Consider the following 14,172-nt stretch of genomic DNA (forward strand, 5'->3'; position numbering starts at 1 on the left):
TATTTAATCTTTTAGGAGCTGATAGAATTGAAAGAGAATTGGGAACGTTCATATGAACTTATTTCATTAAATGAAAATGAAGTAACAGAAATGATTAAACCATTTTTAAATGGAAAAGTAATAAAAGAAGTAGAAACATTAAGTGGCGGATTAAACAATTCAAATCTAAAAATCACAACCAATTTGAATGAAACTTATGTATTACGTTTGTATGCTCGTGTCGATCTAAAAGCAAAAGTGGAAAAAAAGATTTATGAACGTTTAGCAGATGAACTTCCTGTTCCAAAAGTATTATATGCAGATTTTTCATGTGAGAAATATCAAACTCCATTTATGATCATCAATTGGATTCAAGGCATTCAATTAAAGGAATTAATGGTTAACTATGGAAGTGCAAATTCAATTGAGAAAATTGGAAGAGAAATAGGGAAATACTTAGCGAAGTTGCATAGTTACCAGTTTGAAAAAGGTGGTTTTTTTGATGAAAATTTAAATATAAGTGAGATGTTTGAAATCAATTCAGAGTCCTTTTTGAAATTTATTAATGAAAGTACCATTGAAGGTAATGCAAAAAAGTGGTTGGGTGATAAATTTACTAATGATATTTGGAACTTTGCAAATGAATTTTCATATTTAATGGATAATATTGGACATCAAACTTCATTAATTCATTCTGATTTTAATCCTTTAAATATACTGGTAGATATGAATCAAGAAGTATCAAATATATCAGCCATATTAGATTGGGAATATTCTTTTAGTGGCACGCCTTTAGTAGATGTAGGGAATATGTTGCGATATGAAAATACCTCTAGTTTGTTTTCGAATTCTTTTATATTAGCATATAAAGAGAGTGGAGGTGTATTACCTGACGATTGGTTAAGAAAGGCTAAACTATTAGAACTCATTGGATTAAGCGATTTGTTAAATAAAAAAGAGTGCAATCCCAATAGAATTAAAGATATAAAACGTTTAATTCAATCAACGATGAATCAGTGGAATAGCTATACATATTAATCTCTTGAGTTTAGGAATTAACCGTTCCTTGCTCTTTTTTTGCCCGACATTTTACTGACACAATTGATGTTTAATATATAGGAGTAAGATACATAAATATAAAGGAGGAAAAAAGGAATGAATAAGAAAGTATTATCGGCAGCACTCGCAGGTTCTTTATTATTAAGTGCTGTTGGAACAGGAAGTGTTTTTGCATCAGAAAAAAATGATCACAAAAAACCTCGTTTTATGGATCGTGAACAATTTGAACAAACATGGTCGCAATTATCAGATGAAGAAAAGGAACAAAGGTTACTACAAAAAGCAGCAAATTTAAATTTGGACATTGAAGATTTAGAACTAAGTGAAGTCATTGAGCTGCTTCGGGAAACAAGAGAAACTAGAATCATAGAAAAAGCAGAAATTTATGGGATAGATACAGCTGACAAAAGCATTGATGAAATAAAAGCTGAACTGTTGGAAGCTGTTCAAGATTCACATGAAACGCTAACTATGGAAAAGGCAGAGGAATTAGGAATTGAAACGGATGGTAAATCAATAGAAGAGATCAGAGAGGAAATTAAAGAGATTATCCAAAGCAATATTGAAGCAAAAATTTATGAAATTGCAGCTAACATGAATATTGATACTGAAGGCAAAACATTAGATGAAATTAGAGCAGAAATAGGAGAAATACGCACCCAAAAAGTACTGGATAAAGCAGCAAAATTAGGGATTGACACAAGTGGTTATGATTTAGAGGATCATGATAGTATTAAACTAATAAAAGAAGAAATTAAAGAGATATATAAGGACAAATATGGAGATATGGTAAACAGATAAATTAAATTGTATGTTAAGTGATAGAAGGGGGAGGACATTTCCAAGCCCTTCTATTACTTTATTTGCTTTGTTACCATTTATTTTCTGTAACTTTCTTTTTAATCTTCATATTGTTACGATAATAAATAATGAATAATTAATGAGGTATATAATGAAAACGATTCTAGTTGTAGAAGATGAAATTGCTATTTCTCGTGTACTGACGGTTTATATTCGTAAAGCAAATTATCAAGTTGAACTTGCATACGATGCAATGGAAGCAATAGAACAATTTGAAAAAGTCAAACCTGATTTAGTTTTATTAGATGTGATGCTCCCAAATGGAAGCGGATGGGATATTTTAAGAAAAATTAGAACAAATAGTACTTGTCCTGTTATCATGTTAACTGCATTAGGTCAAATTGAAAATCGATTATCAGGCTTAGATCAGGGTGCAGATGATTATATCGTAAAACCTTTTGATCCTGATGAAGTGATTGCAAGAATCAAAGCTGTGCTTAGAAGACCTAATAAAATAATGGAATCGGGAGAGGAATTTCGTTTTGGAAGTTTAGTTGTTGATTTAGAAGCTCATTCCGTAACATTACATAATGATTATATTGAAATGAATCCAAGAGACTTATCTTTACTTATTTTTTTTGTACAGCATCCAAACCAGACCTTTTCAAGGGAACAATTACTTGATCTAGTATGGGGAATGGATTATGATGGCAGTGATAGAGCTGTGGATCTTTCTATAAAACGAATACGAAAGTCTCTTATAGATTGGCCTGCAACTGAAGGAGAAATTAAAACATTAAGAGGAGTGGGGTATCAATTTAGTGTCAAAGAATAGTGAGAGAAAACTAATCCCTTTATTGAAATATTGGACCATCCGCTATTTCCTTATTTTGGTTTTAATTCTTGTTATGGTCGCGTTCTTTTTAGGCTATTGGATTAAGTATTCTACGATACAAAATGAATTGAAACTCAAGGAGAGAGATGCTATAAATATTTCAAGTAGCCTTTCAGTAAATGAAGAGTTGATTTTGAATAATCCAAGGACTCTCTCCCATTTTATGGAGAAGCTCAAACGTTCAAACTCAATAAATAATGTAGGTTTTCTTCAAATTTATCACTCATCTGGGAAGTTATTATATCAAACAGGAAGTATGATCAAAGGGCTAAAAGGTTCTAGAGTACGTGTAATGAACTTCAAGGAAGTAGAGAAACAAACGACTGAAAAAATACAGTTAAAACTTTTTACAGGGGACTTATATCATATTGTGACCCCCATCATTAGCGGAGAACAAATTACTGGTTATGTAAGTATGATTATTCCTGAAAATAGCCTTTTAGGAGATAAATCAAATTTTCAATTTAGTGTTCTTATTATCAGTTTTATTAGTTTAAGTGTGACTGGCTGGATTATTATTTATTGGTTATTAAAAAAACTAACAAATCCAATTCGTTTGATTGCAGATGCTGCAGTACAAATTCGAGAAGGAAACTATGAAATTCAGTTAAACAAAAACTTTAAAGAAAAAGAATTAAATGAACTTAATCAGTCCTTTGAAGATATGGCAGCTCGTTTAAAGAACCTTGAAACATTAAGAACAGAATTACTAGCGGGAGTAACGCACGAAATTAAAACACCTGTGACCTCTATTTCAGGTTTAGTTCAAGCTGTTAAAGATAAGGTAGTTACCAAGGAAGAGGAAGAAGAATTTCTTCATCTAGCCCTGCAAGAATCCAATCGACTTCAATTAATGGTAGAGGACTTATTAGATTTTAATTCTTATGCGGCGGGTGTCATTCACTTAGATATTCAAAAAGTGAATTTGAGTTCAGTTGTTCAAGCTGTTGCAAAGCAGTGGAAAGTGATGGATGAAAAGGTTTCAATGACTTTATCTTTACCTGAACAAGATATTTTTGCTGTGGGCGATCCATTAAGAATCAAACAGGTACTTTTTAACTTATTGAAAAACAGTCAGGCTGCCATGAAGGAAGAAAAGAAGGTTGTTTTAAAAGTTTATCCATACGATATCCAATTTGTTGCCATAGATGTTACAGACTCAGGATCAGGCATTCCAATTGAAGAACAAGCTAATATTTTTGAAAGATTTTTTAGAGGTTCTGAGAAAAAAGATACGGTTCGGGGTTTGGGGTTAGGTTTATCTTTAAGTAAAATATTAGCGAACGCACAACAAGGGGACCTGATTTTAAAAGAATCTTCAAAAAAAGGTACGACGTTAACATTGCTGCTGCCAAAAACAGCTTAAGGGTCTGATTAGATTTCATTAAAATTCTAGTCAGACCTTTAAGGGCCCTATTTTCTAAAGGTATAACAAACTTTTTAAAATTGACAACTGTCCAAGCCTTTTTTCTCTAAGTACTTTTGATGATATTCCTCTGCTTTATAAAAAGTGGAGGCAGGTGTAATCTCTGTTACAATTTCTTTTTTGTATTTTCCACTGTTCTGCTTTTCTTGTTTGGATTGATCTGCAGTTTCTTTCTGCTCTTCTGAATGATAAAAAATTGCCGAACGATACTGTGTGCCAATGTCAGGTCCTTGTCTGTTCAATGTAGTTGGATTGTGATTTTCCCAAAATACTTCTAATAAAGCTTCATAGGATACAATGTTTGGATCAAATTCCAATTGTACAACCTCAGCGTGTCCAGTATCCCCTGTGCATACTTCCTGATAGGTAGGGTTTCCTTTTGTTCCCCCTAAATATCCTACTTCAGTTTTTGATACACCTTTTATTTTTTGAAAAGTTGCTTCTACTCCCCAGAAACAACCTGCACCAAATGTTGCTTTTTCCAATCTTATCACCTCATAACTTAGTTTCATCTACAATAAACAAAGGTTCACTTTATAATAAAATAATGGAAGTTCATTTGGATGTCAATTGATTTATAATGCTATTTAGTACAAATATAGCCTGTTATCTTTATCGTTTAAGAATGATAACAGGCTATAATATAAACTATTTTATAAATAATTCATCAATATTATATTATTCTTTTATTTTTACTGCAGTTCCAGAAGCCACAACCATCATCATTCCATCACGTAATGTTTCAAAATCAAGGTCGACTCCAATGACAGCATTTGCCCCTAGTCTGCTTGCTTTTTGTTTCATCTCCTCCAGAGCAATTTCACGCCCCTCTGAAAGTTTATTTTCATATGTTCCACTACGACCACCGACAATATCGGTAATCCCAGCTAGGAAGTCACGTACAATATTTGCCCCCATGATCGTTTCACCTACGACAATACCTAAATAGGATTCAACTTCTTTATTCTGCAGTGTATTTGTTGTTGTAACAATCATTTAAATTCCTCCTCTTGGGTTATATAATTTTAATACGTAAATAAGGCGTTATCGGTTTCATCTGAAAAATTGGATATTTTATGCTATATTTAGCAACATTTTAAGGACTAGAGAGTCTATTAATATATAGTAGTATTTAGACAAAAAATATATTACAGAATTAATGGGGGTAGGAGAAATTAATGAAACAATCGTTATTTATTATGTTATTTGCAATGGTTCTAAGTAGTTTGTTTTTATATGGTTGTAGTAGTAAGGAAGAGGTTGTTGTAGAGAATGAATCAAATGCACAAAATAGTGAAGTTGCTCAAGAATCTGAAGAAAAAGAGTTGAATCAAGAGGAAGGCTTAAATGAAGAAATTGAGGAGATTTCTATAGAATTAGAAGAAAATATAGAGGAACCTACAGAAGAGTCATTTAGTTCTATTTATGATAAAGAAATCAGAATGATCCAAGATAATTTGCAAATTGGATTATCTAAACAGGATATTTCTAAATTATTAGGAGATCAATACGCAGAGTCTGTCTCACCTTTGGATGATATAGTGATGTGGAAATATGATTTGCTTACATCTCCAAATTATATTTTTGATTCTGAATCTCATTCAGACGCTATCGATTTTGAGGGATTTATTAGCGGGGATATAGGTGCTCAGTTATTTGTAGAGTGGGGTGCTGACGAGTTAACAAATCACTTTGTAATGTACTATGTTTGTGGTGAAGAAGGGGAAATTTGTGAATACCGTGCATGGGATGATGGAACTACAAATGAAACAAAGATAAATTGATTTGAGATAAAAAAATGAAACCTCCTTTGTAAACTATCTTATTGTAATAGTTATAGGAGGTTTTTTTGTACAGGAAAAATTTTTTAGTAAGGATTAGGGTATTACATCACACTTGGCTCCTGTATGTTTTGTTCAGATGTTGTAATCGTTGTTTTCTTCTTTTCAAATCTTGGCAAAACAATAGCGTAGAAGATTCCAACCATAACTGTACAACCCCCAACGAGCCAAAATAATCCCCTAAGATTCATTATTGTTGGGAAGGTAGCAGCTATAACACCAAGAGTTATGGTTTGAGCTAACATCATTAAAGGGTCAAGCCATCCTTGAACACGACCCATCATTTTTGGATCAACAATTTTTGGAAGCCAGCCTCCAATGGCTACATTAATAAATGGTAGACTCAAGCCAACAACAAATGATAGAGAGAAAAATATGAGAATTGAATCCGTATATGATGATAAAATAATAAATGAACCACATACGAGCAGACCCCAAATGATAAGTTTATATAGTTTTACTTTTTGAGCAATCATGGAAGCGGTAATACTACCAATCAATACAGCAATACCGAATACAATTCCTAAAATAACGGACATTTGCTCATATGTATCAGGTGCTAATTTATATTTAAGAATAAATATGGGGATAACAGCAAATCCTCCATTCACTACTCCAAAAACAATAAATCCAATAATCAAAGAAAACAGTAATCTATGTTTAAAAATATATTGCATGCCATCTTTAAAATCTTTAAAAACAGTTGCAAACTGAAGATCCCTTAGCTTATTTTTTCCATTTGGCAAACGAACACTTTCAGGTATTTTACAAGCATGTAAAAGAAGAGCACTGATTACAAAAGAAATAGTATCAACAATAATGGCACCCTCAATACCTACAGTCCAATATGTAATTGCCCCTAAAGCACTGCCAAATAACATAAACAAGCTGTGTACCATTTGATTTAATCCTGCCGCAGTGGTATATTCATTTTCTTTCAAAATACCTTGGACAATGGCTTGTTCAGCAGGAAAGAAAAATTTCTGAACTGCACTTCTTAAAAAGATGATGAAAAAAATGAGTGGAATCCAACCAATCCAAACAGATACAAGAAAACAAATAGATAATACAGCTCGAATCCAGTCCGTATATACCGCGATTTTTTGTCGATCCATTCGATCTGCTAAAACACCAATAATCCAAAACACAAACAAAGTGGGTAAAGAATACATCATTTCATTAAATGTGGCATATGAAGGTTGGTTGGAAAAGCGATCTAATAAGTAAAACATAAAAGCAGTTAATCCAATTACTGTACCCATTTGTGAAGTTAAATTGGCTAGAAACAATTTAGTATAGTTACCATTTTTAAAAATAGAAAATACTTTTGACATTTTTCATCTCCTTTGTATTTTTCGATATATACTTACTATAAATATTATATCGTATAAAAAGGATATTTGTAATAATAAACCAATTTACAACTAGAAAGAATTTCAAACCTTAAAAGTTATTGGTGAATTTTGATGAAATCACCTTTACAATTCTTCTTCTTTTCTACATAATTGGTAATACTAAAACTAGAAATGATCGTATGTACAAGGTTACATTTAAGGGAGTATGAAGATGGAACTTAATAATATCAGCACAATTATTGTATCATTGATTACTATCATAAATATAATGCTTGCTGGACTTGTTATTTTTATTGAAAGAAGGAATATTGCTTCAACTTGGGCTTGGTTAATGATATTTTTGTTTATCCCCATTTTAGGTTTTTTATGTTATTTGTTTTTTGGTCGACAAGTAAAGAAAAAGAATTTTTACCACTTATCTTCCGAAGAAGAAAGTTATCTTAAATCAGCAGTAGATGAACAAGTACAAAAGTTAAAATATAGCAATGAATTTAATAAAAATGATTTAATGAACAAACAAAATAAATTGCTTTTAATGAATTTAAAGTCAGCGACTGCACTAATCTCAACAGACAATGAAATTGAAATTTTTAATGATGGTCAAGATAAATTTGCTGCATTGTTTAAAGATATAAAAGCTGCTAAAGAAGAAATCAATATTCAATATTACATCATCCAACCAGACTCCCTAGGATTGAAACTTCGAGATGAGCTTATTAAAAAGGCTAAGGAAGGTATAAAAGTTCGTGTTTTGTACGATGAAATTGGTTCAAGGAAAATCAAATCTTCCTTTTTTAAAGAACTTGTTTCGAATGGGGGAGAGGTTGAAGTGTTTTTTCCTTCTTTTTTAAAATTAATTAATTTTCGAATTAACAATAGGAATCACCGTAAGCTGTGTATTATTGATGGTAAAGCAGCCTATATTGGTGGCTTTAATATCGGAGACGAGTACCTAGGAAAGAATAAAAAGTTTGGCTATTGGAGAGACACTCATTTAAAAATGAAAGGTGAAGCTGTAGATCATATTCAAGGAAGATTTATTTTAGATTGGTATCAAGCAAAGAGACAGTATAATCATCATATTGAACAGTTTATGTTCCAAAGAAAGAAACATACAGGAAATAGTCCAGTTCAAATTGTGGATAGTGGACCTCACTCTGAAACCGAACATCTTAAATATATGTATATTAAGTTAATCATGTCAGCAAAAAAAAGCATATATATTCAGACCCCATATTTTATTCCAGATGCAAGTTTTATGGATGCATGTAAAATGGCATTATTAACAGGAGTTGATCTTCGTATCATGATTCCTAGTAAACCAGATCATCCATTTGTATATTGGGCTACATTGTTACATGTTGGAGAATTATTAAAGTATGGAGCTAAAATATTACTATACGAAAATGGATTTCTTCATGCTAAAACAATTGTAGTCGATCATGAAGTTTCTTCTGTGGGAACTACAAATATTGACATGCGCAGCTTCAAATTAAATTTTGAAGTGAATGCGATTATTTATGATGAAAAAGTGGCTGAAAAATTAAATGGAATGTTCATACAAGATTCAATACATAGTTCAGAACTAACAATTGAAAAATACAATCAAAGATCATTAATAATTAAATTTAAAGAAGGAATTTCCCGTCTGCTTTCTCCTATTTTATAGATAAATTATGAGGCGTTAAATATATATCGTTCCTTCAAAAAAATCCTATCCCTACATGGTATAGGATTTTTTTGACACATATTTTTTTTTGCTTTTGAAACTTTTTGCACTTATATATCGTTTTTATTATGAGAAACAGACATCATCTATACTGAGTTCAGCGATTTTAGTTGGCTGTGACTTTGAATAATAATAATTTTGATAGAGAAATTTTAGACAATCTTGAATCTTTTATCTAACTAGAGAATATATATTAAATTAAAAGAAATAGAAATGGGTGAATGTTGTGCGTGCTAGATCAGGAGCGATGGTATTTTTCTTAATTTCAGTATTAATGATCTCAGGATATACAGAATTAGATCGTATTGAACAGATGGAATTGACTTCACATGAATATACTGCATTTAAATGTGAATTGACCGTTGATTCTAACCTTTTAGAACAGTCTAAATCGGGTCAATTACCAGGAATAGATATTTCAATTGGTATGTCTAAACAAGAAATATTAAATTTGTTTGGTATGCCTGATCTTATCGGAGAAATGCATACTATATACTATAAATATGATGGATGTATATTTTATTTTGGGTCTGGAGATCAAATTGGTGTGATGGATATAAAAATGAATATGTCTCCAATCCAGTTAAAAGAAATAATAGGAGAGCCTGATTTTGAAGGTATCAGTCCAATTGATTCTTATTACAGTCTTATTTATTCATTAGAAAATGGTTACATGTTTTACATTGACTATAAAACAAAGGATAGTCATGAGGGAATGCTTCGTTATAAAATAAATTAGTTTATCCTTTAAAACCATAAGTGGATGGTACTTATGGTTTTTTGTTTGTGATTTATAAACCAAAGGGTTTAATATTTTATCTCATATTTAAATCAACCTCCGGAGGAGCAATTATATTTATTCTACAACTAGATATAGCAATTGTTTCAAAGTTTTTGAACGTATCATCTGAAAGAATGACTATTCCCTCTCCGACTTGAGTAACTGTCCCATCTGACTCAAGTTCATTACAATATACAAGCACTATCATCTTACCAATCATAGATTTAGCTAAGTTTGTTGCTGGTTCTTCAATACAAGAACATACTCCTTTGCTTTTTCTAATGTCCTTTACTTTAAAATCAAATGCTTCGTCAAGCCCAACAGCACAAACATCACGAACCATAATGAAGATAATGATACCACTATTTTCAATATCAAATGAAACAACGAAATTTTTGACATCAATTATAGTTCCTTCTAGTTCGTCCTCTTCTAATAATATTGTAACATTCATACCTATTAACTGCTCCAATATGCACTGCATCGGACAGACACAGCAGTCACAGATGGTTTCATCAAAATGTCCCATATTAATCACTTCCTTATTATTTTTTAATTTTACAATATATCCTATGCATTGAAGCTAATGAAGGATTAGATATATGTCTAAGGTTTATAAAAATCCTCAGTTGCCTATGTCAACATGTAATATGATGTAATATCATAAAGTAAGAAATCATAGATGAATTCATCATTCTAAGCGTTGAAAAAATACAAGGAAGGAAGAAAGCCTATATGATTGAGACTAACAGACTGATTTTGAGGGAATTTAACGAAAAAGATTTAGATAAATTATATATACTAATGCGTAATAATGGTTTCATTTATAATTTTCCAGACAAGTCATATTTACTAAGATATATTCAAAATTTAAAAAAGAAAGGAAATCATTTTAGACCCGATGATACGAGGTTTGTTCTTGGTATTTTCCTCAAAGATAAACCAAAACTTGTTGGATGGAGTGCTGTTTTACCAAGTAGAAGATTGACATCGGAACAAAGAGAAAGAAAAGTTGTCATTGCTAATGACCATAGAAAGAAAGGTTATGCCACTGAATCTGGCAAAGCAATTTTAGAATATATGTTTAATAAGACAAATCATGATGAGATTATAATTAGAGTTTCTCGCTCGAGTTTTTATTATAAGCCAATAGCTAAAAGTATTATTAAGAAAGGATATGAACCCATAACATCAAAAAATTCAAACAAAAGAAGTAAATATGCGTACTTTATGCTGACAAAAGAAAACTTTATGAACAATAGAGAAAAATTCTAGAACATTGTCAAAAAAACAAGTCGGGTGTTTTTGTGCCTCTTTTTCCCCTTGTTGCCCATGATTAAGGATAAAAAGGCTGTGGATGGAAGAGCCGCTTCACTTATTGGAAAAATGATAATTGTGTGTTTAGTTGAGCTTGGTTGTGGACTCTTCTTTTTCATGTAAATTTGATAAAATAGAAATATATATTTTATATTTTACATCTTTAGCCCAAAATTAGAAAAGAGGGATCTTCTTCAATGACACAACGAACACAATATCCTGACGAATATATTGACTATTTAATATACTTTCATGCTGAACGTGACTATTTTGAATGTCATGAGATATTAGAAGAATATTGGAAGGAAAAAGAAAGGCCTGAATTAGATAAGGCATGGGTTGGCTTGATTCAAGTCGCTGTTTCTTTGTATCATCAACGTAGAAATAATATCAGCGGTGCAGTTAAAATGATGAGGAGTGCAATTAGTAATTTAAACAAAAACGATTTGCACATTTTAGGCATTAATGCTGAGAATTTTATGAACCAGTTGGAGGAAAGGTTAGAGGAATTATCATCAACAGAGTTAACCCGTTATTCAGATTTAAATATTCCATTGAAGGATGACCAATTAATAGAAAGATGCAAACAAATTTGTAAAGCAAAGAATTTATCTTGGCTAAACTCCAGTGATCTTTTGAATAAGGAACTTATTCATAAACATACTTTAAGAGATCGTACAGAAGTGATCAAAACGAGAGAAAAGGCTAAAATGCAAAAACTTAAAGATGATTAAGTAATCTCAAAGCAAGCAAAAATTTTCAGAATCGTAAAAAAGCATCTCAAACTAATTTTTGATAACAGTTTGAGATGTTTTGCTAAGTTAACTATGTTGATCAATAAGTTCGTATAAACTATTTTGTAAATTAGGGATATCTTCTTCAGTATAAGTGAATCGAATAACACTTTCGTCTTTTTCTAACATTTCAGATAATAAACCTTTAAAACCTTTAGCTTTTCTATCAATTTCTAAAATAGCTGTTACTTGATTTTCTTCAACAAATAATACAACTTCGAGTTCATCTAATCTTCCATGAAATGGACCTGATTTTGTTTTGAACTCAAACTCTTGTATGAATGGAAGTCTATTTCTTAAAGTTTTAGTAGCTTCACATTCAACATCATACATTCTAAGCCCTATATCTTCAAGGGATTTAAATAAGCCATCTATTAAATGATTAGGTGTGACTCTTATATAGTCTCTATCACTTGGATCAATCGCGTTGTCAATATCTAGTCCAGTTTGTATCCACACCTTAGTTTTTCCTAGTGTTAATGGGGTGTCATATGGCAGTTGAATCTGAATAGGAAATTGTTTCTTTTCATTTTTGCCTATTGTAAAAACTTCACTGATTTTAACTTTACTTAATACTACTTGTTTTGTCATTTCCATTTCTTTTTCTTCATCACCCAATTCAAACTCTTTTACTTCAGTATATGTTGAAACAATGGATAGATAGATTTCTTCAATTTTTTGCTCTACCTTTCCACCCTCAATATGAACAACACCTTCAATCATCTCGCCTGGAACAAATTCATCATTGTTTAATATAGTGTCTACTTTTGCTCCTCCAATACCAATACTAGATAACATTTTCTTCATAAATGACATATGTATTTTGACCTCCTAATAAAAATTACCAGTATATTATCTCACTTATTCACAATCGATTCAAAAAAATAAAGTTAATTTATAAATAAAAAGTATACATTTGTTAAAAAATTGTAACAATTGCGTATAATATGGTCATACCATCCTTCATATACGTTCTTAGCTTCACATTAAAGATAGTTCTTAATTAAAAAGATTAGAGAATGGCTTAATAGAATTTAAATGCAAACGCTTTCCTGCCAATCAAAAAAATCTATCTTCATATTTAAATACATGATAGAATGAAATAGATTTTATATGAAAATAGGTGATGCAATGAATTCTCAGATTGAAATAACAAAAAGTAAAAAACGTGTGCGAAGAATGAAGTGGTTTTTTTCCATATTAAGTGTGATTGGCTTTTTATTTATTATTTTTCAATTTTTGCCTGTCAAAAAACAAGAAAAAAATATGTTTGTAAGTAAAGGAAGCCCTTTTGTCATAGCTCATCGAGGAGGAGCTGGAATCACGCCTGAGAATACATTGACGGCATTTAAAAACGCTAAGAAAATAGGTGTAGATGCATTAGAGTTTGATGTTCATTTAACGAAAGATGGTGAAATTGTAGTTATACATGATGAAACTTTAGACCGAACAACGAACGGAACTGGAAACGTTGCAGACTATAGATTAGATGAATTAAAACAACTAGATGCAGGTTATCATTTTGTTGATGAGCAAGGGAATTATTCTTATAGAGGAAAAGGAGTAACGATTCCAACATTAGCAGAAGTATTTGAAAATTTCTCAGAGCTTCCAATGATTATCGAGATTAAACCTGAGAATAAAGAGCTCACCGGTAAAGTATACGAAATGATAAAGGAATATGATTTAGCGGATAAAGTAATTATTAATTCTTTCTATGAAAACGTATTAGTTTGGTTTCATGAAATTGCAGGTGATGAGATTGCAATCGGAGCGGGACCAGAAACGGTTAAAAAATATGTAATTTCTAATCTATTTTATTTGGATCGATTAATATCACTTGATGTTCATGCCTTTCAATTACCATTAGAGCAGTCTGGAATTGATTTAGCATCAAAACGAATTATTCAAACGTTACAAAAACGTAATATAGCTGTTCAATATTGGACGATAAATGACGTGGAAGAGATGGAGGAATTAATAGATTTAGGTGTGGATGGTATTATAACTAATTATCCTGATCGATTAATTTCACTTTTAAAATAATAGACTAAATTTTTTTTTCAAGGAGTAGAGTATGGACATAACACCTTTTAATAACAGAGAGCTCATTGAAAAAAGTGAGAAAGTATATTTTGTTTAAAATTTGCTGAGGATTACGGAAATGAAGAAGTAATCGATGTATTACAAATGTA

15 protein-coding genes are annotated in these 14,172 nt (G+C 31.2%); 10 read left to right on the top strand and 5 right to left on the bottom strand.

The window, feature by feature from the left end; all coding sequences use genetic code 11:
* Positions 1-27 precede the first annotated feature (27 nt).
* The 4 genes from VQL36_RS08440 to VQL36_RS08455 all read left to right on the top strand — a co-directional run bounded on the left by VQL36_RS08440 (position 28) and on the right by VQL36_RS08455 (position 4,100).
* On the top strand, positions 28-1,017 hold the full coding sequence (locus VQL36_RS08440) for an aminoglycoside phosphotransferase family protein (RefSeq protein WP_349248889.1): 990 nt from the start codon (positions 28-30) through the stop codon (positions 1,015-1,017).
* Positions 1,018-1,134: 117 nt separating this feature from the next.
* Positions 1,135-1,839, top strand: a complete 705-nt coding sequence (locus VQL36_RS08445) for a hypothetical protein (RefSeq protein WP_349248890.1) — start codon at positions 1,135-1,137, stop codon at positions 1,837-1,839.
* A gap of 151 nt (positions 1,840-1,990) precedes the next feature.
* Positions 1,991-2,674, top strand: a complete 684-nt coding sequence (locus tag VQL36_RS08450) for a response regulator transcription factor (protein ID WP_349248891.1) — start codon at positions 1,991-1,993, stop codon at positions 2,672-2,674.
* Positions 2,675-2,897: 223 nt separating this feature from the next.
* Complete coding sequence (locus tag VQL36_RS08455) at positions 2,898-4,100, top strand: HAMP domain-containing sensor histidine kinase (RefSeq protein ID WP_349248892.1); 1,203 nt, start codon at positions 2,898-2,900, stop codon at positions 4,098-4,100.
* A gap of 74 nt (positions 4,101-4,174) precedes the next feature.
* Here VQL36_RS08455 and msrA read toward each other — a convergent pair whose 3' ends face one another.
* Both msrA and VQL36_RS08465 read right to left on the bottom strand, forming a co-directional pair.
* Positions 4,175-4,645 carry a peptide-methionine (S)-S-oxide reductase MsrA gene (gene msrA, locus VQL36_RS08460; RefSeq protein WP_349248893.1) on the bottom strand — a complete coding sequence of 157 codons (471 nt, stop codon included), beginning with the start codon at positions 4,643-4,645 and terminating at the stop codon, positions 4,175-4,177.
* Positions 4,646-4,838: 193 nt separating this feature from the next.
* The gene (locus VQL36_RS08465; RefSeq protein WP_349248894.1) at positions 4,839-5,156 is read right to left on the bottom strand and encodes a YbjQ family protein; all 318 of its coding nucleotides are present in this window, start codon (positions 5,154-5,156) and stop codon (positions 4,839-4,841) included.
* A 182-nt stretch (positions 5,157-5,338) separates the two neighbouring features.
* Between VQL36_RS08465 and VQL36_RS08470 the strand changes: the two genes are divergently transcribed.
* A complete protein-coding gene (locus tag VQL36_RS08470; protein WP_349248895.1) occupies positions 5,339-5,944 on the top strand; it encodes a hypothetical protein in 606 nt (201 codons plus the stop codon).
* A gap of 101 nt (positions 5,945-6,045) precedes the next feature.
* On the opposite strand, the gene VQL36_RS08475 is transcribed toward VQL36_RS08470, so the two are convergent.
* Positions 6,046-7,335, bottom strand: a complete 1,290-nt coding sequence (locus VQL36_RS08475; protein WP_349248896.1) for an MFS transporter — start codon at positions 7,333-7,335, stop codon at positions 6,046-6,048.
* 232 nt (positions 7,336-7,567) lie between these two features.
* Between VQL36_RS08475 and cls the strand changes: the two genes are divergently transcribed.
* Together cls and VQL36_RS08485 are read left to right on the top strand one after the other, a co-directional pair.
* Positions 7,568-9,025 carry a cardiolipin synthase gene (cls, locus tag VQL36_RS08480; protein ID WP_349248897.1) on the top strand — a complete coding sequence of 486 codons (1,458 nt, stop codon included), beginning with the start codon at positions 7,568-7,570 and terminating at the stop codon, positions 9,023-9,025.
* Between the two features lie 277 nt (positions 9,026-9,302).
* Positions 9,303-9,824 (top strand): hypothetical protein, encoded by a 522-nt coding sequence (locus tag VQL36_RS08485; protein WP_349248898.1) that lies wholly within the window; start codon positions 9,303-9,305, stop codon positions 9,822-9,824.
* A 76-nt stretch (positions 9,825-9,900) separates the two neighbouring features.
* Here VQL36_RS08485 and VQL36_RS08490 read toward each other — a convergent pair whose 3' ends face one another.
* The gene (locus tag VQL36_RS08490; RefSeq protein WP_349248899.1) at positions 9,901-10,395 is read right to left on the bottom strand and encodes a hypothetical protein; all 495 of its coding nucleotides are present in this window, start codon (positions 10,393-10,395) and stop codon (positions 9,901-9,903) included.
* A 206-nt stretch (positions 10,396-10,601) separates the two neighbouring features.
* Between VQL36_RS08490 and VQL36_RS08495 the strand changes: the two genes are divergently transcribed.
* Together VQL36_RS08495 and VQL36_RS08500 are read left to right on the top strand one after the other, a co-directional pair.
* Positions 10,602-11,141, top strand: coding sequence for a GNAT family N-acetyltransferase (locus VQL36_RS08495; protein ID WP_349248900.1), 540 nt, complete (start codon positions 10,602-10,604; stop codon positions 11,139-11,141).
* Between the two features lie 239 nt (positions 11,142-11,380).
* A complete protein-coding gene (locus tag VQL36_RS08500) occupies positions 11,381-11,917 on the top strand; it encodes a DUF309 domain-containing protein (RefSeq protein WP_349248901.1) in 537 nt (178 codons plus the stop codon).
* 87 nt (positions 11,918-12,004) lie between these two features.
* Here VQL36_RS08500 and VQL36_RS08505 read toward each other — a convergent pair whose 3' ends face one another.
* Positions 12,005-12,793, bottom strand: a complete 789-nt coding sequence (locus VQL36_RS08505; RefSeq protein ID WP_349248902.1) for a sporulation protein — start codon at positions 12,791-12,793, stop codon at positions 12,005-12,007.
* 297 nt (positions 12,794-13,090) lie between these two features.
* Between VQL36_RS08505 and VQL36_RS08510 the strand changes: the two genes are divergently transcribed.
* Complete coding sequence (locus VQL36_RS08510; RefSeq protein ID WP_349248903.1) at positions 13,091-14,023, top strand: glycerophosphodiester phosphodiesterase; 933 nt, start codon at positions 13,091-13,093, stop codon at positions 14,021-14,023.
* The last annotated feature ends 149 nt before the right edge of the window (positions 14,024-14,172 follow it).

The sequence above is a fragment of the Chengkuizengella sp. SCS-71B genome (assembly GCF_040100845.1).
In the GTDB taxonomy this organism is placed as follows: domain Bacteria; phylum Bacillota; class Bacilli; order Paenibacillales; family KCTC-33759; genus Chengkuizengella.

Coding starts and splice junctions, on each gene's coding strand:
- VQL36_RS08490 (WP_349248899.1), bottom strand. CDS start 10,395: ATGGGACATTTTGATGAAACCATCTGTGACTGCTGTGTCTGTCCGATG.
- VQL36_RS08465 (WP_349248894.1), bottom strand. CDS start 5,156: ATGATTGTTACAACAACAAATACACTGCAGAATAAAGAAGTTGAATCC.
- cls (WP_349248897.1), top strand. CDS start 7,568: ATGGAACTTAATAATATCAGCACAATTATTGTATCATTGATTACTATC.
- VQL36_RS08495 (WP_349248900.1), top strand. CDS start 10,602: ATGATTGAGACTAACAGACTGATTTTGAGGGAATTTAACGAAAAAGAT.
- VQL36_RS08455 (WP_349248892.1), top strand. CDS start 2,898: ATGGAGAAGCTCAAACGTTCAAACTCAATAAATAATGTAGGTTTTCTT.
- VQL36_RS08470 (WP_349248895.1), top strand. CDS start 5,339: ATGAAACAATCGTTATTTATTATGTTATTTGCAATGGTTCTAAGTAGT.
- VQL36_RS08505 (WP_349248902.1), bottom strand. CDS start 12,793: ATGTCATTTATGAAGAAAATGTTATCTAGTATTGGTATTGGAGGAGCA.
- VQL36_RS08445 (WP_349248890.1), top strand. CDS start 1,135: ATGAATAAGAAAGTATTATCGGCAGCACTCGCAGGTTCTTTATTATTA.
- VQL36_RS08450 (WP_349248891.1), top strand. CDS start 1,991: ATGAAAACGATTCTAGTTGTAGAAGATGAAATTGCTATTTCTCGTGTA.
- VQL36_RS08510 (WP_349248903.1), top strand. CDS start 13,091: ATGAAAATAGGTGATGCAATGAATTCTCAGATTGAAATAACAAAAAGT.
- VQL36_RS08500 (WP_349248901.1), top strand. CDS start 11,381: ATGACACAACGAACACAATATCCTGACGAATATATTGACTATTTAATA.
- VQL36_RS08475 (WP_349248896.1), bottom strand. CDS start 7,335: ATGTCAAAAGTATTTTCTATTTTTAAAAATGGTAACTATACTAAATTG.